The sequence below is a fragment of the Poseidonibacter ostreae genome (genome assembly GCF_009208075.1).
Taxonomy (GTDB): domain Bacteria; phylum Campylobacterota; class Campylobacteria; order Campylobacterales; family Arcobacteraceae; genus Poseidonibacter; species Poseidonibacter ostreae.
Map to the genome: position 1 here is coordinate 1 of NZ_WFKJ01000024.1, position 16302 is coordinate 16302.

A 16302-nucleotide genomic window follows, 5' to 3' on the forward strand; every position below is an offset into this window, starting at 1 on the left:
AAGAAGCTTAAATTTTTAAAATTCTTGTCTTTTCGGAGTTTTACTATGTTTTTCTTGGGTTTTTGTTGTTTTTATTAAATTTATAGTTTTTATTCTATTCTTTATAGATATATCCAGTATTACTTTCTAATACAATAGTTCGTTCTTCACCTAAATGGTCTGATAGTTTTATTTTACACTTGTTCTTTATTTCATGTGAAGTATTGTCATTTACATTATTACTTAATTTTGAGTATATTTTTCCATCTGCTCCAAAAGATAGTTGTCCCAAGGAACTTGTTTCATTACAAGAGATAACTACATCTTCAATATTAAAGTTTTGACTTATTAATACATATTTACTGTTATTAATATTCTCTTTACAATAATTTGTACTATAAATATTTTTTAAAGTTAGACTATCTTTTAAACTATCTTCAATACTAGGATGTCCAGATGAATTATTGTCACTATAAATTGAATAGTAAATACCTCCTACATCTTTTCTACATCTAAAGAACTTTAATGTCCATCTTTTTTTATGCCAATAGCTATCATCTTGATCATGTTTATCATTTATCAAAGCTTGATATCTTGTTTGTTTTAAATATAGAATCAATCTATTTGTTAATTCATCAATTTTATTAATTTGTGATTTAGGAATAAAAGCAGTATATAGAATCCCTAATAATGAGATTATTAAAAGTATTTCTAAAAGGGAAAAGGCTTTTTTCATAAGTTTTATTTTATATAAACTTTATAAAGATCTTTATTGTAATAACTAACTGTCATTTTCTTTTCATAGTTAGAGAATTTATTTAAACTAATAAAATGTTTTTTCCCTTCAACTATGCCATAGAATCTCAATCGTAATAATAAACGTTTATCATCACTTGAGATAAAATTAATATTATGTTTTTTCATTTCTCCAGCTAACTCTTTTATAAAATGGTATTTATAAACAAAGTGTTTTTTAGGATTTGGAAGTATTATATATAATGGTTTATTTATAAAAGTAAACAATACATTTGTAAATAACATAAAAAGAACTAGCACTACAACAATATTATGTTTTTTTCTAAACTCTTTTAATCTAACACGATATGAATGGAAAAAAATCTTTAGCATAAAGGGTAAAGATATTACAACATATGGTGCAAAATCTTCAATATATACTCTTTGTCTAAATGAGAAAAGAAAAGATACTAATAAAGCAGTTGTAGAAATATACCAAGTTAAAGATTTTTCTTTTTCTTTAAACCCTACTCTATATATTGAATAAAAGAAATACACAAAAAGTAAGGGTGAAAATATTGTTGCATAAATTGCAAATGTATCTAAAAAAAAGCCTTTTGGTTTTCCTTCAGTTGTGAAACCATAGATATACATAGATAATGCAAAAAGGAATAAAGAAACCCAAAGTAAGGTATTTTTCTTATTTTTTCTGTCTTTTAAAGAATAGAAGAATAATGCTAAGAATAATATAGCAAAAGAGTTATCAATAAATACAAATATAAATAAAAGGACATAAGAGTGTTTGTTTGTTACTTTATAATAATATAAATATAACAATGTAAAAAAAGTAACTAATATTGCACTATTTACTAATAAAGAGGCACTTAAAACACCCGGAAGAAGCATAAAAATACAAATTGATATTAACCTATCACTTTCATATTTAAAATATTTATCTGTAATTTTATACATTAATAAAACACTTAAAATATATAAAATTATAAAAGGTAATCTTAATGATATATCATTTTGGCCAAATATATAAAGTGAGGCTTTAGTAATATAAGTTAAAACAGAAGTATTTACAAATACGTTTAAAGACTCTTTATATGAGATACTAAGAGTATTTGCAACAAACAATAATACAAAAACTAGTAATGTTAATAAAGCATAAAAATAGTAATTGTATTTATTTGTATTTGTCATAGTTTTAAGAAGTTATCTATCATTTCATATCCATGCTCACTCATAATTGATTCAGGATGAAATTGTACTCCATATATTTGTTTATCTTTAATCTCTAAAGACATAATCTCATCATCATCTAAACTAATTGATGTAGGAATTACAATAGAGGGTAAATTATTTTTATTTACACTTAATGAATGATATCTAGTTTCTACAAATTCAGAAGGTAAACCTTTGAAAATAACTGTGTCTTTTAATACTTTTACTTTGGAAGTTTTTCCATGCATCATATTTTTAGCACGAATTACTTCAGCTCCAAATACTTGTGCAATGCTTTGATGTCCTAAACAAATTCCAAAGATTGGTATTTTATTTGAAAAATGTTTTATTACATCTAAACAAACACCAGCTTCATTTGGAGTTGCAGGTCCTGGAGATATTATTATCTTTTCTGGATTTAGTTTTTCTATTTCTTCAACACTTAATTCATCATTTCTAATAACTTTTAAATCTGCACCTAATTCTAAGCAATATTGAACAATATTATATGTAAAGGAATCATAATTATCTATCATTAAAATCATTTTTTTTCAATTTCCTCTTGATACTTAAGCATTGCTAATTTTATTTTATCAATTTCACTTTGTGGTACATTATCATCTGCAGACCATTTAACTTCATCTATTCTTCCACCATAATCAGAACCTAACTCTTCAATCTTCTTAGAAAAATCTTCTAAATCATTACAAATTTCTATTCTTTGTGTTACTGTGTCTTTTAATTCTATATATGCAAATCCTAAGTCATTACATTTAATTACTGATTCAAAAATTACGCTCATTATAGTTTCCCTTTATTATTTGAGGATATTATATCCATAAATAAATTTCAATAAGTTAAAATAAATAGAAATAGATTTGATAATCATTCTTAGTATTAAGAAACAATAAAGCTTTATTTTTTTATAATTCTAATAACAATTATCATTACAGGTAAAATAAGAAGGAAAATTATGATTAAAAAATTAGCATTAAGTGCTTTAGTATTAACAAGCTCATTATTCGCAAGTAGCGAAGTAAATGTATATTCTCATAGACATTATGATACTGATAAAAAACTATTTAAAATGTTTGAAGAAAAAACTGGTATAAAAGTAAATGTTGTAAATGCAAAAGCAAGTGCTTTAATTAAAAGAATAGAGTCAGAAGGTGTTAAATCTCCAGCAGATGTATTAATTACTGTTGATGCAGGTAGATTATATCAAGCAAAGCAAAAAGATATTTTACAAGCTATTAATTCAGATTATTTAAATGAAAATATTCCAGCTAATTTGAGAGATATAGATAATAAATGGTATGCTCTAACAAAAAGATCAAGAGTTGCTTTATATAAAATAGGTTCTGGTATTGAAAGTAAATTAACGACATATGAAGATTTAGCGAAACCTGAATTTAAAGGTCAGATTATGGTTAGATCTTCAAATAATATTTATAATCAATCACTAATGGCTGCAATGATTGCACATCATGGAGAAGAGTACTCATTAAATTGGGCAAAAGGTGTTGTTGCTAATATGGCAAAAGCTCCAAAAGGGAACGATAGGTATCAAGTTAAAGCTGTTGCAAATGGAATTGGACAAATTGCTATTGCAAATACGTATTATATTGGTAAAATGGTTGACAATAAAGATGCATCACAAAGAGAAGCAGTTAAAAAAGTTAAAGTTTTATTTCCTAAATTTGAAAATGGTGGAACACATATAAATGTATCTGGTGCAGGAGTTGCTAAATATTCTCCAAATAAAGATAATGCAATTAAGTTTATAGAGTTTATGGCATCAAAAGAAGCACAGAAGTTATTTGCACAGGGTAATTACGAATATCCAGTATTAAAAGGTGTTAAAGCATCAGAATTAGTATCTTCATGGGGTACATTTGAAGATGATAATATTTCAATTAATACTTTAGGACAAAACAATAAAGCTGCAGTAAAAATCTTTGATAAAGCAGGATGGAAGTAATAAATATTGATAAACAACTTTTCAAAAATTAAAATAAGTAGTGTTTTTTTAACACTACTTATTAGTGCTCCGGCATTAATTATATTTTTATATTTATTTATAGGTGATAGCCAAAACTGGCAACACTTAAAAGAGACTCTTTTATTTGAATATATATTTAACTCTCTATACATCATGATAGGTGTAGCAATACTTACGTCCATAATAGGCTTTACAACTGCTTATTTAACTTCTTTATATACTTTCTCTTTCTCTAAATTTTTCCATTATGCACTTATACTTCCTTTTGCAATACCTACATATATAATGGCTTTTATTTATGGAGGAATGTTTGATATTACTGGAAGTGTGACTACTTTTATTTTAAATATTTTAGGTATGAGTATTAATGAAGTTTATTTCTTTGATATTATGTCAATAGAAGGTGCTATTATAGTTATGTCATTAGTTTTATATCCTTATGTTTATTTAATTTGTAAGACTTATCTTTCTTTTGAATCAGCATCAATTATTGAAGCTTCTAAAACATTTAATTTATCAACTTGGAAAATATTAAGAAAAGTAATTTTACCAATATCTAGACCTGCTATTGTTGCTGGTGTTACTCTAGCTGTTATGGAAGCAGTTAGTGATTTTGGAGTTATGGATTATTTTGGAGTTAGTACATTTGTTACAGGAATATTTAGAACTTGGCTTGGAATGGGAAGTATTGAAGATGCTTCAAAACTTGCAAGTATTCTAATGACTTTTTTATTTATTCTAATAGTTTTAGAAAAAATTCAAAGAAGAAACAAACTTTATAAAAGTTCAGGTAAAGATTTTAGACCAATTGAAAAAATAAAATTAAAAGGTATTCAAAATATTTTAGCAAGTAGCGCTTGTTTTATTCCATTTTTCTTAGGATTTTTATTACCATTTATTCAATTATGTTTTTGGTTTATGCAATCTTATGAAGATATTATTGATGAAGACTTTATGACTTTATTATATCAGACACTAAGCTTAGGTTTTGGAAGTGCTTTTTTAATCACTGCTCTTGCATTTTTATTTGTATATAATGTAAGAATAAACAAAGATACTAGTTCTTCAGTATTGACTCAAATTGTTAAACTTGGATATTCAGTTCCAGGTGCTGTTGTAGCTGTTGGTATCTTATCTTTCTTTTCAATTATAGATAAATATGTAATTGATTTTATATCTACAACATTTATAATATCAGGAAGTATTGTTGCTATTATCTTTGGTTATTGTGTTAGATTTTTAGCAATTTCAATTAATACTTTTGAGTCAGGTTTTTCAAGAATTCCTAACTCTTATGATGATGCAGCATTTATTTTTAAAATAGGTGATTTAAAAACATTTTTAAAAATCTATGTTCCTTTATTAAAGAACTCTGCTTTTGCAGCATTTATTGTTATCTTTATTGAGGTAATAAAAGAGCTTCCTCTTACTATGATTCTAAGACCCTTTAATTATGACACACTTGCAGTTAGAGCTTTAGAATTAACACAACAAGGACAAATAGTAGAATCATCTGTTCCTTCTATGTTTATAATATTAATTGGAATGATTTCCGTAATACTTTTAGCAAAAAATATGAATAAGGTTTAAATAATGGTTAATGTAAATAATTTAAGTATTAAATTTAATGATACACAGATTTTAGAAGATATAAATTTTTCTGTACAAAATGGAGAGATAGTAACTCTTCTTGGTCAAAGTGGTTGTGGGAAAACAACAATTCTACGAACTATTGCAGGACTACAGCGAGAACATGATGGAAATATATGTATTGGAGAAGTATGCGTTTCTTCAAAAGAGGTTTATAAGCAAGATAGAGAAGTTGGCTATATTTTTCAAGACTATGCACTTTTTCCTCATTTAGATGTAGAAGAGAATATATCATTTGCTTTAGATAAACTTTCACGTAAAGATAGAAATAAAAGAGTAGATGAATTATTAGAACAATTTGATATTATTCCTCATAGAAAAAAACAGATTCATCAACTTTCAGGTGGGCAGCAACAAAGGGTTGCAATTGCAAGAGCAATGGCTAACAAACCAAAAATCTTACTTCTTGATGAACCTTTTGCAAACCTTGATTCACAACTTAGATATAAAACAAAAATGTGGCTTAAAAATCTTATAAAAAAATATAACCTATCTGCAATTTTAGTAACACATGATAAGAAAGAAGCTTTAAGTATTTCAGATAAAATTGGAATAATACATGATAAAAAACTACTTCAATTTGATACTACTAAAGCTATTTATACTAAACCTATAAATTATTATGTTGCAAATTTTTTAGCTGAAATCAATATACTACCTATTGAAATTATAAAAGATTTTGATATTGCTTTATCTGAAGAACAAATTGCAATAATAGAAATATCAAAATGTAAAATATCAAATGAAAGTAGTTTATTTGAAGTAGAAATAATAGATAAATCTTTTTGTGGAGAATATTATGAAGTACTAATAAAAATAAAATCTGATAAAGAAAATAAATTAATAATGATTAAATCTTCATTAGAACAGATTAATTTAGAAAATAAATTTTATTTAAATATAAAAAAAGAAGATATACAAATCATATTAAAATAAACAGTATAATTAGAGTATAATATTTTTATGAAGATTAAAAATATTGTTTTTATATTAATCATATCAATGTCAAGTCTTTTTTCGCAAGAAAATAATAAAATTACTTTACAACTAGACTGGCTAAATCAATTTCAATTTGCAGGTTATTATACTGCAAAAGAAAAAGGCTTTTACAAAAATAATAATTTAGATGTAACTATTAAAGAGTTTAGTAATAATGTAAGCCTTGTAGAAAATGTAATAAACAACTCAAATACATATGGTATTGGAAAATCTTCTTTAATAATAGATAAATTACATAATAAAAATATTGTACTTCTAGCTGCAATATATCAAAATTCCCCAATGACATTAATAACTTTAAAAAAATCCAAAATAAATACTTTACTTGATTTGAAAAATAAAAAGGTAATGCTAACTTCTGATGCAAAAGATACTGTTAGTATTCACTCTATGATAAAATCTCAAAATCTACAACTAGAGAATATTGAGTTCATTCCACACTCTTTTAATCTTGAGGATTTAATAAATGGCAAGACTGATGCAATGGCTTGTTATTTATCTAACGAACCATTTATTCTAAAAAATAGAAATATAGAGTTTAATATTTTTAATCCAAGTGATTATGGTTTTGATTTTTATGGAGGAATATTATTTACTTCAAACGATGAGCTTGAAAATAATCCTAAAAGGGTCAAAGATTTTCATACTGCTAGTATGCAAGGTTGGAATTACGCTTTTTCAAATATAGAAGAAACTGCTAAACTAATTTATGAGAAATATAATACTCAAAATAAAAGCTTAGAATCTTTAATTTATGAAGGTCAAATTTTAAAAAAATTAGCCCAAAGAGTAGATGATAAACCCTTAGGATTTATTGATCAAAAGAAAATCAATGAAATAAAAAGATTATACTCAGTTTTAGGCTTTACAGGTAAAACTAACGTTAGTTTTGATAATTTTATTTTTAATAATCAAAAAGTAATTCTTAATAAATTAGAGAATGATTTTATTAAAGATAATAAATTTACTCTACTTACAAATATAAAAAATAGACCTTTTTCTTATATAGATGATAATGAGATTAAAGGAATTGAAACAGATTTATTTGGGCTTTTAAGTAAAAAAATGAATATAGCGGATAATGTGATTGAAAAACCTACAAATCCATCAATATTTAATAATCTTAGAACCAATAGTATTCATTTAGGATTTAATTACTCAACTAATCAAGTTAATTTAGCCAAAACTTTATATAGCGAACCTATTTTAAAAATTCCAATGGCTATTGCAACTACTCATGATAAAAACTTAATTACAGACCTTTCAATTTTAAAAAAACAAAAACTTGTAGTCTTAAAAAACTCTAATATTTACAATGAATTAAAATCAAAATACAAAAATATAGATTTTATTCTAGCTGATACAAAAAAAGAAGCTTTTACTTTAATAAAAAAAGAAAAAGCTTTTGGTTTTATAGACAATATTTTATCTCTTTCACACGAAATAATTATAAGAAAACTATCTACTATAAAAATTTCGGGAAGCCTTCCTTATAATTTAGAAATGAGAGTATCAACAAATAAAGAGAATTTTGTACTAATTGATATTATTAATAAAATCATACCCTTAATTAGTAAAAAAGAGAAAGAGGAAATTGTAAAGAAATACCAGTTAATTATATTTGAAAAAGTAAACGATTATTCATGGATATATAAATTTATTCTTCCTCTTTTATTTGCTATTATTATAATATTATTGGTTAATAATAAAATGAGAAAAGAGATAAGTAAAAGAAAAAAAGCAGAAGAGACTTTAAAAGATTATGCAAATAAAGATAGTTTAACAAAAATATTTAATAGAGCAAAAATTGATTCTGTTCTTAAAGAGGAGATTAAAAAAGCCAAATTATTTGATGAAACATTCTCAGTTATATTTTTTGACATAGATGATTTTAAACTAATAAATGATGATTTTGGTCATATAAAAGGAGATAATGTTCTTATTAAATTAGCATCTTTAGTTTCAAAGAACATACGAGATAGTGATATTATCGGAAGATGGGGAGGAGAAGAATTTATAATAATTCTTCCTAATACAACTTCAAATAAAGCATTTATCTTAGCAAATAATCTAAGAGAACTTGTTTTAAAAAATAATTTTGAGATAAATAAGCAACTTACAATTAGTATAGGAATTACTCAGTATACACCAAATGATACAAAAAAAGATTTGATAAAAAGAGCAGATGAAGCTATGTATTATGTAAAAAACAAAGGGAAGAATGCAGTAAAAATATTATAAAGAAACAGAGCTAAAATGCTCTGCTTTTATTTATAATTGATACTCTTTTTTAAACTCATCACTTATGTCAATAACTCCACGTTCTTGAAGTGACTTAAGTACACTAGGCGTACAATCAACATCATCTGGCCATCTTCTTTTAAAGTTATCTAAGGCATTTTTATTTGTACTATCAATACAAATTGTATTGTTTTCAATATACACATCTCTATTTGAATCCATATTATTTACAACTCTCCAAACTAACATATAAGAGTTTTCTACATCATTTTGATTTGAAGAATCAACAATTACTAAAATTTTTAAATTTCCGTATAGAGGTTTTAAATCTTCAAAAAGTTCTTTTTGATTTCTAGTTTTCTCTACAGTTATAACAGTTAGTGGATTTTTTGTATCTTTATAATATTGTTTTAAATCTTTTATTTCACTAGTTATTTCTTGCATTTTTTCAAGTAAATCTTTATCACTTAAAACTTCAATACCAAGTTCATCAACTTCATCACCAGTACAATCAAGGCCAAGCTTTCCACCAACTGCAAACTTAGGACTTGAGTGATCCAATGCATCAACAACACCTCTTGTAATTAATATCTCTTCAATATCAACTCTATTTAATATATGTCTAATAATTCCATCATGGTCTGTTAATAAAGGTGCATCTTCACCTACAAAAATAGCATGTTTTACAAAAGACATTTGCCCTACTCCCCAAAATGCATGCATCATTTGCTGCGCATGACCTGGATATAAAGTTTTAATTTTTGCTAAAATTAGATTATGAAATACTCCATTTTCTGGCATATAATAATCAATTAAATCTGGTGCAGTTGTTTTAAGTAATGGTAAAAAGATTCTTTCAGTTGCATGTCCCATATATTTATCTTCTAATGGCGGTTTTCCTACAACTGTTGCTAAATATGTTGGTTCTTTTTTGTGTGTAATTGCTGTTACTTCCATAAAAGGATACTCTTCTTCAAGTGTATAATAACCTGTGTGATCTCCAAAAGGCCCTTCAATTCTTAGCTTACTTGGATCTACAAAACCTTCAATAATAAAGTCATTATCTTTTGGAACCCAAATATCATTTGTAATAGATTTTACAAGTTGAGCATTTTTCCCTTTTACAAAACCATATAACATTAACTCAAAAATACCTATAGGAAGAGGTGCTTGCCCACACCAAATATACATAGGATCTCCACCAATACCAACAGAAACTGGCATTTTTTTACCTGCTTTTTTGTATTCATGGAAAAAATGATTTGAGTCTTTATGAATTTGCCAATGAAGTCCTACAGTATTATCAGCATAAACTTGTAATCTATACATTCCTAAGTTCTTCATTTCTCCATTTAAAGATGTTGTATAAACTTGTCCCATTGTAATAAAAGGACCTCCATCTTGTTCCCAAGTAGTCAAAACTGGTAAATCAGATAATTTAGCATCAGCTCCTAATTTAATTACTTCTTGACACTCACCCTTACCTTTATTCTTTTTAGGAATTGTATTTTTTAATGCAAATAGTTTTCCAAAAGTAGACAGTTTTTCACTAATAGTTGTTGGTGGCTTCATCTTTAATAAGCTTTCAATCTCATTACCTATTTTATCTCCATCACCAATAAACAGTTTTACTGCTTTTTCATTACAAAATACATTCATTAAAACAGGTATATCAAATTTTTTATTGTTTTCTTTATCAATAACATTAGTAAAAAGTAAGGCTTTTGAATCCTCTTTCTTTACTTCAATATATGCTATGTGTGGAATTTCTAAATTAATATCTAGTTCATCATCTATAATTCTTAATAAATCATTCTTTTTTAATAGTTCAATTGCTTTTTTCATATTTTCCTCTGTGTAACCTAATAAGGTAATTAGTATAAATCTTATATCATCTTATCAATAAAATATAGTTTATGGTAGAGGATTTATATATGCTTAATAAAATTAATTACAATTTTGATGAAAAAATAGATAGAAAAGGTACAAATTGTGCCAAATATGATGGATTAAAAAAATACTTTGGATATGAAGACTTAAATCCACTTTGGGTAGCTGATATGGATTTTAAAACTCCTACTTTTATAAATGATGAAATAATAAAAGCAGCCCAAAATTCAGTTTATGGCTATAGTATTGATGATGATCAAACTTATAATGCCATAATATCATGGCAAAAAAATAGACATAATTGGGAAATAGAGAAAAAAGACATTTATATGATAAATGGTGTAGTTCCAGCTTATTCTGCTTGTATTGAAGCTTACAGTGATATTGATGATGAAGTTATTGTTCAAACTCCTGTTTACCCTCCATTATTTAAAAGTGTTAAAGCAAATAATAGAAAAGTTGTTATTAATGAATTAAAAGAAAAAGATGGCTATTACACAATGGATTTAGAAGATTTAAAATCTAAAATAACTAAAAAAACAAAAATACTTTGTTTATGTTCCCCACACAATCCTGTTGGAAGAGTTTGGAGTAAAGAAGAGCTTGAGGATTTAGCAAAAATATGTATTGAGAATAATATAGTAATTGTGTCAGATGAAATTCATTCAGATGTAACATTTAAAAAATTCACACCACTTGCTTCTATTTCAGAAGAGATTTCAAATATAACGATTACTCTTAATTCAGCAGGAAAAACATTTAATATAGCAGGACTTAATTGTGCTTATGCAATTAGTAAAAATAGTAAAATACTAAGTAGATTTAAAATAATAGCTCAAAAAAGAGAAATTAATTCTGTTAACTTTTTTGGTTATATCTCAACAAAGGCTGCTTATGAAAATGGTGCTATTTATGTCGATGAATTAAAAGAATATTTACAAGAAAATATGGAGTTTACAAAAAACTTTCTTTTAGAGAATAGTCCAAAAATAAACTTTTTGTTACCAGAAGCAACATATCTTTTATGGTTAAATTTTAAAAATACTTCACATTCTCATAAAGAAATAAAAAATATATTATTAACACAATCAAAAGTAGCATTAAATGATGGTGTTTCATTTGGTAGCAATGGTGATTCTTATTTTAGACTTAATGTAGCTTTACGTAAAGATGCTCTAAAAGTCGCTCTAATAGATATTAGTAAGAACTTTAAATAGCAATAAAATAGCAAAGTATTACCTTTTTTCTCACTATTTTAATTATACTTTAGCAAAGCTCTTAAAAGCTTTCTAAGTATGTAAAATTAGTGTACAATCCTAAAACAATATTAATAAATAGGATATGAAATGTCAACAGAATTAGTTCTTGCATCTGTTATTTTTGTTACAATTGGTTTCATTCTAGTAGGTGTTTTTGTACTTACAAGGTATATAGGACCTAAAGATGAATTAGCTCAAATGAAAAATACAGTTTATGAAAGTGGTGTTTCAAACCCTGTAGGAAATACAAACATAAGATTTTCAATCAAGTTTTATCTTGTTGCAATTTTATTTGTTCTATTTGATGTGGAAATAATTTTTATGTTTCCTTGGGCTGTAAATATTAAAGAACTAGGCTATCTAGGACTTTTTGAAATGTTCATGTTTATGGGACTTTTATTTTCAGGGTTAATCTATATTTATAAGAAAAAGGCATTATCATGGGATTAGGAGCTGAAGCTGCGTTAGGTGATTCAATAGTTACAACAAAACTTGATCACGCAATAAACTGGGGTAGATCTTACTCTTTATGGCCTATGGTATTTGGAACTGCATGCTGTGGAATTGAATTCATGAGTGTTGCAGGAGCTAAATACGATTTATCTAGATTTGGAGCTGAAGTTGTAAGATTTTCTCCAAGACAAGCTGACTTATTAATTGTTGCAGGAACTATTTCATATAAACAAGCACCTATTTTAAAGAAAATTTATGAGCAAATGTGTGAGCCTAAATGGGTAATCTCAATGGGAGCATGTGCATGTTCTGGTGGATTTTATGATAACTATACAACTTTACAAGGAATTGATCAAATTATTCCAGTAGATGAATATGTAGCAGGTTGCCCTCCAAGACCAGAAGCCGTGCTTGATGCAATTATGAGAATTCAAGAAAAAGCGAATGACGAATCAATTATAAAAGATAGAGTAAAAGATTATAAAGGATTCTTAGATGCTTAAATGTGATATGTTAATTGAATCAAATGAGATCAAAGCAACTATATTAAAATTAAAAAATGAAGAAAACTATTCAATCCTTTTAGATATTACTGTAGTTGATTATTTAAAATATCCTGATGTAACTCCTTCAAGATTTGCAGTAGTTTATATATTAAGAGATGCAACATTTAAAAAACAAATAAGTATAAAATCATATGTTGATGACAATACGCTAACAGTAGATTCTTTAAGTGATATTTACAAATCTGCAAATTGGGCTGAAAGAGAAGCTTATGACCAATATGGTGTAAACTTTAATGGTCATCCAAATTTAAAAAGAGTTTTAAATCATCATCAATTTGTAGGTCATCCTTTAAGAAAAGATTATGAAATCACAAAAGGTCAAATCTGTACAGAAACTGAAGATTTAATGGATGAAATGAATCCTTTACTTACTAGTAAAGGATATACACCTGAAGAAGTTAATGATTTAATGCTTCTAAATGTTGGACCATCACATCCAGCATCACATGGTACTATTAGAAACTTTGTAGCAATGGAAGGTGAAACAATAACAGCTTGTGTTACTGAAATTGGATACTTACACAGAGGTTTTGAAAAATCGTGTGAAAATCATACATACTCACAAGTAATTCCATACACAGATAGATTAAATTACTGTAGTGCAATTTTGAATAATATTGGTTATTCAAAAGCTGTTGAAGAGATGTTAAATATTGATATTACGCAACGTGCTAAATCAATTAGAGTTATAATTGGAGAGTTAAGTAGAATCATAGATCACCTTGTTTGTAATGCTGCAAATATGGTTGATTTAGGAGGTTTAACTAACTTCTGGTACTTATTTGCTCCTCGTGATACTGCTTATGATTTATTATCAAAATTAACAGGTGCTAGACTTACAAATACTTATACAAGAATTGGTGGCTTAGAGTTTGACTTATATGATGGTTTTGCAGATGATTTAGAAAATGTATTAAAAGAAGTTGAAACTGCATGTTCTGATGCATTAAGTTTAATCGCACATAATAGAATATTCCATGATAGAACACAAGATGTTGGTGTTATTAAATCTGACTTTGCTTTAAATGCAGGAATTTCAGGTGTTAATTTAAGAGCAACAGGTGTTGCACATGACTTAAGAAAAGATAAGCCTTATTATGGTTATGAAAACTATGACTTTGATGTTGTTGTAGGTTCTCATGGTGATGTTTATGACAGAATGATGTGTAGATTTGAAGAAATGGTTCAAAGTACAAAAATTATTAGACAAGCTATGAAAGAATTACCAGATGGTCCTATAAATGTTGATGCACCTGGTATCTTATTACCATCTAAAAAAGATGTATATGGAAATATTGAAGGTTTAATGAATCAATTTAAACTTACATTTGAAGGTATAAAAGTACCAAAAGGTGAATATTATTCTTCAATTGAAGCTGGAAATGGAGAGCTTGGATTCTTTATAGTAAGTGATGGAGAAGGAAGACCTTATAAAGTAAAATGTAGACCACCTTGTTTTTACTCACTTGGTGCTTATTCTAATATAGTTGAAGGTGGAATGCTTGCAGATGCTGTTGTTACAATGGCTAGTATGAACTTTATTGCTGGGGAGTTTGATAGATAATGAAAACATTTGTATTTACAAAAGAAAATGAAGAAAAGTTCCAAGAACAACTAAAGAAATATCCTAATTCAGATGCTATGATGCTTCCTTGTTTATGGTTAGTACAAGAACAAGAAAACTGGATATCTCCAGAAGCTATGATATTTATAGCTAATAAACTTAAAAAAACTCCAATTCAAGTATATGAAGTTGCAACTTTTTATACTATGTTTAATTTAAAACCAATTGGTACTTATCATATTGAAGTATGTAAAACATTATCTTGTATGTTAATGGGTGCTAATGATTTAATTAAATTTATGAAAGACACTGTTGGTATTGAACCTGGACAAACAAGTGAAGATGGAAAGTTTCATTTAAGTGCAGTTGAGTGTTTAGGTGCTTGTGGAGGTGCACCTATGTTTGCATTTAACGGTGTTTACAAAGAAAACCAAAGTGTTGAATCCTTAAAAAAACTTGTTGAAGGATGTAAATAATGGTAGTTAAAGTAGTAAGCAAAAAATTTGATATTCCAGACTATCATAAACTAGAAGTTGCACAAAAAAATGGTGCATATTCTTCAATAGAAAAACTTTTTACTATGAAACCAGATGAAGTAACTGAAGAAGTTTGCAAATCAGGGTTAAGAGGAAAAGGAGGCGGTGGAGCTGCTTGTGGTCCTAAGTGGAAACTTATGCCAAAAGATGATCCAAGACCTGCATATTTAATTGTAAATGGGGATGAAAGTGAACCTGGAACTTTTAAAGATAGACAAATTTTTCAATATGACCCACATCTTTTAATTGAAGGAATAATTTGTTCATCATACGCAATTAATGCTCATCATGCATACATTTACATAAGAGGTGAATATAAATTTTTCTCTGATAGAGTAGATGAAGCAATACAAGAAGCTTATGCAGCTGGTATTATTGGTGATAGTGTTATGGGACATGATTATAAAATGGAAATAACAGTTCACCGTGGAGCTGGAGCTTATATTTGTGGGGAGAAGTCTGCACTTATTGAATCATTAGAGGGTAAAAGGGGACATCCAAGACTAAAACCACATGGTAAAGAGTGTGAATGGTTCTTTGATAATCCAGCAACTGTAAATAATGTTGAAACAATTGCAACCGTACCTTTTATTGTTGAAAATGGTTATGAAGCTTATACAGCCTATGGAACAGAAAAATCACCTGGAACAATGTTATTCGCAATGAGTGGGCCTGTTAAAAACCCAGGAGTTTACGAATTAGCATTTGGAAACAAAATGATTGACTTCTTAAATGAAGTTGGTGGTGGTATGAGAGATGGTAAAAAATTAAAAGCAATTATTCCTGGAGGATCTTCGTGTCCTATTCTAACAGCAAAAGAAGTAGAATCCGCAGTATTAGATTATGAGTCTATGTGGGATGTTGGTTCAACTTTAGGAACTGGAGGAATGATTGTAATTGATGAAGATACTTGTATGGTTGAAGCTGCAAAAAACTTAATTGAGTTTTACCATCATGAATCATGTGGACAGTGTACTCCTTGTAGAGAGGGTTGTGGATGGATAGATGATATCCTAGCAAAAATTCTTGCAGGTGAGGGATCAAAAAAAGATATAGATACTATACTTGATGTATGTGTATCGTTAAATGGTAAAACAATTTGTGTATTTGCACCAGCTGTTAAAGATATCATTCAAAGCATGGTGCAAAAATTCCCGCAAGAATTTGAAGCATACTTTAAAAATTAAATTTTATATTAGGA

At 27.2% G+C, this 16302-nt stretch carries 15 protein-coding genes; 10 read left to right on the forward strand and 5 right to left on the reverse strand.

The annotated features are described in order from the left end of the window. Window positions 1-94: 94 nt before the first annotated feature. Genes GBG18_RS08710 through GBG18_RS08725 form a run of 4 tightly spaced genes read right to left on the reverse strand, consistent with a single transcriptional unit; the run spans window position 95 to window position 2743 of the window. Window positions 95-715, reverse strand: coding sequence for a type II secretion system protein (locus tag GBG18_RS08710; RefSeq protein WP_193311105.1), 621 nt, complete (start codon window positions 713-715; stop codon window positions 95-97). Between the two features lie 5 nt (window positions 716-720). Beyond that, a complete protein-coding gene (locus GBG18_RS08715) occupies window positions 721-1920 on the reverse strand; it encodes an ArnT family glycosyltransferase (protein ID WP_152190267.1) in 1200 nt (399 codons plus the stop codon). After that, on the reverse strand, window positions 1917-2486 hold the full coding sequence (locus GBG18_RS08720; protein WP_152190268.1) for an anthranilate synthase component II: 570 nt from the start codon (window positions 2484-2486) through the stop codon (window positions 1917-1919). Before GBG18_RS08720 ends, GBG18_RS08715 begins: the two co-directional genes overlap by 4 nt. Then, window positions 2483-2743 carry a hypothetical protein gene (locus tag GBG18_RS08725; protein WP_152190270.1) on the reverse strand — a complete coding sequence of 87 codons (261 nt, stop codon included), beginning with the start codon at window positions 2741-2743 and terminating at the stop codon, window positions 2483-2485. The genes GBG18_RS08720 and GBG18_RS08725 overlap by 4 nt, the downstream gene beginning before the upstream one ends. A 171-nt stretch (window positions 2744-2914) precedes the next feature. Here GBG18_RS08725 and GBG18_RS08730 point away from each other — a divergent pair, with 171 nt between their 5' ends. From GBG18_RS08730 to GBG18_RS08745, 4 genes are read left to right on the forward strand one after another with little or no spacing between them, the layout of a single operon-like run. Next, the gene (locus GBG18_RS08730) at window positions 2915-3922 is read left to right on the forward strand and encodes a Fe(3+) ABC transporter substrate-binding protein (RefSeq protein ID WP_152190272.1); all 1008 of its coding nucleotides are present in this window, start codon (window positions 2915-2917) and stop codon (window positions 3920-3922) included. A gap of 6 nt (window positions 3923-3928) precedes the next feature. Then, complete coding sequence (locus GBG18_RS08735) at window positions 3929-5533, forward strand: ABC transporter permease (RefSeq protein ID WP_152190274.1); 1605 nt, start codon at window positions 3929-3931, stop codon at window positions 5531-5533. A gap of 3 nt (window positions 5534-5536) precedes the next feature. Continuing rightward, a complete protein-coding gene (locus GBG18_RS08740; RefSeq protein ID WP_152190276.1) occupies window positions 5537-6529 on the forward strand; it encodes an ABC transporter ATP-binding protein in 993 nt (330 codons plus the stop codon). A gap of 27 nt (window positions 6530-6556) precedes the next feature. Next, window positions 6557-8833: a diguanylate cyclase gene (locus GBG18_RS08745; protein WP_152190277.1), complete on the forward strand. Its 2277-nt coding sequence runs from the start codon at window positions 6557-6559 to the stop codon at window positions 8831-8833. 30 nt (window positions 8834-8863) lie between these two features. Here GBG18_RS08745 and GBG18_RS08750 read toward each other — a convergent pair whose 3' ends face one another. Further along, complete coding sequence (locus GBG18_RS08750) at window positions 8864-10678, reverse strand: menaquinone biosynthesis decarboxylase (protein ID WP_152190279.1); 1815 nt, start codon at window positions 10676-10678, stop codon at window positions 8864-8866. 89 nt (window positions 10679-10767) lie between these two features. On the opposite strand from GBG18_RS08750, the gene GBG18_RS08755 reads away from it, so the two are divergent. The 6 genes from GBG18_RS08755 to nuoF all read left to right on the forward strand — a co-directional run bounded on the left by GBG18_RS08755 (window position 10768) and on the right by nuoF (window position 16288). Further along, complete coding sequence (locus GBG18_RS08755; protein WP_226896426.1) at window positions 10768-11940, forward strand: MalY/PatB family protein; 1173 nt, start codon at window positions 10768-10770, stop codon at window positions 11938-11940. Window positions 11941-12069: 129 nt separating this feature from the next. Beyond that, entirely contained in the window at window positions 12070-12432 is a 363-nt protein-coding gene (locus tag GBG18_RS08760) for an NADH-quinone oxidoreductase subunit A (RefSeq protein ID WP_152190281.1), read from the forward strand. Further along, window positions 12423-12938: an NADH-quinone oxidoreductase subunit B gene (locus tag GBG18_RS08765; RefSeq protein WP_152190283.1), complete on the forward strand. Its 516-nt coding sequence runs from the start codon at window positions 12423-12425 to the stop codon at window positions 12936-12938. The genes GBG18_RS08760 and GBG18_RS08765 overlap by 10 nt, the downstream gene beginning before the upstream one ends. Continuing rightward, window positions 12931-14565, forward strand: a complete 1635-nt coding sequence (locus GBG18_RS08770; RefSeq protein ID WP_152190285.1) for an NADH-quinone oxidoreductase subunit D — start codon at window positions 12931-12933, stop codon at window positions 14563-14565. Before GBG18_RS08765 ends, GBG18_RS08770 begins: the two co-directional genes overlap by 8 nt. Beyond that, window positions 14565-15041, forward strand: a complete 477-nt coding sequence (locus tag GBG18_RS08775) for an NADH-quinone oxidoreductase subunit NuoE family protein (RefSeq protein ID WP_152190286.1) — start codon at window positions 14565-14567, stop codon at window positions 15039-15041. The genes GBG18_RS08770 and GBG18_RS08775 overlap by 1 nt, the downstream gene beginning before the upstream one ends. Beyond that, window positions 15041-16288, forward strand: a complete 1248-nt coding sequence (nuoF, locus tag GBG18_RS08780; RefSeq protein WP_152190288.1) for an NADH-quinone oxidoreductase subunit NuoF — start codon at window positions 15041-15043, stop codon at window positions 16286-16288. Before GBG18_RS08775 ends, nuoF begins: the two co-directional genes overlap by 1 nt. The last annotated feature ends 14 nt before the right edge of the window (window positions 16289-16302 follow it).

What these genes read in the sequence shown, in the direction of transcription:
- GBG18_RS08710 (WP_193311105.1), bottom strand. Translation starts at nt 715, where the DNA reads ATGAAAAAAGCCTTTTCCCTTTTAGAAATACTTTTAATAATCTCATTA.
- GBG18_RS08715 (WP_152190267.1), bottom strand. Translation starts at nt 1,920, where the DNA reads ATGACAAATACAAATAAATACAATTACTATTTTTATGCTTTATTAACA.
- GBG18_RS08720 (WP_152190268.1), bottom strand. Translation starts at nt 2,486, where the DNA reads ATGATTTTAATGATAGATAATTATGATTCCTTTACATATAATATTGTT.
- GBG18_RS08725 (WP_152190270.1), bottom strand. Translation starts at nt 2,743, where the DNA reads ATGAGCGTAATTTTTGAATCAGTAATTAAATGTAATGACTTAGGATTT.
- GBG18_RS08730 (WP_152190272.1), top strand. Translation starts at nt 2,915, where the DNA reads ATGATTAAAAAATTAGCATTAAGTGCTTTAGTATTAACAAGCTCATTA.
- GBG18_RS08740 (WP_152190276.1), top strand. Translation starts at nt 5,537, where the DNA reads ATGGTTAATGTAAATAATTTAAGTATTAAATTTAATGATACACAGATT.
- GBG18_RS08745 (WP_152190277.1), top strand. Translation starts at nt 6,557, where the DNA reads ATGAAGATTAAAAATATTGTTTTTATATTAATCATATCAATGTCAAGT.
- GBG18_RS08750 (WP_152190279.1), bottom strand. Translation starts at nt 10,678, where the DNA reads ATGAAAAAAGCAATTGAACTATTAAAAAAGAATGATTTATTAAGAATT.
- GBG18_RS08755 (WP_226896426.1), top strand. Translation starts at nt 10,768, where the DNA reads ATGCTTAATAAAATTAATTACAATTTTGATGAAAAAATAGATAGAAAA.
- GBG18_RS08760 (WP_152190281.1), top strand. Translation starts at nt 12,070, where the DNA reads ATGTCAACAGAATTAGTTCTTGCATCTGTTATTTTTGTTACAATTGGT.
- GBG18_RS08765 (WP_152190283.1), top strand. Translation starts at nt 12,423, where the DNA reads ATGGGATTAGGAGCTGAAGCTGCGTTAGGTGATTCAATAGTTACAACA.
- GBG18_RS08770 (WP_152190285.1), top strand. Translation starts at nt 12,931, where the DNA reads ATGCTTAAATGTGATATGTTAATTGAATCAAATGAGATCAAAGCAACT.
- GBG18_RS08775 (WP_152190286.1), top strand. Translation starts at nt 14,565, where the DNA reads ATGAAAACATTTGTATTTACAAAAGAAAATGAAGAAAAGTTCCAAGAA.
- nuoF (WP_152190288.1), top strand. Translation starts at nt 15,041, where the DNA reads ATGGTAGTTAAAGTAGTAAGCAAAAAATTTGATATTCCAGACTATCAT.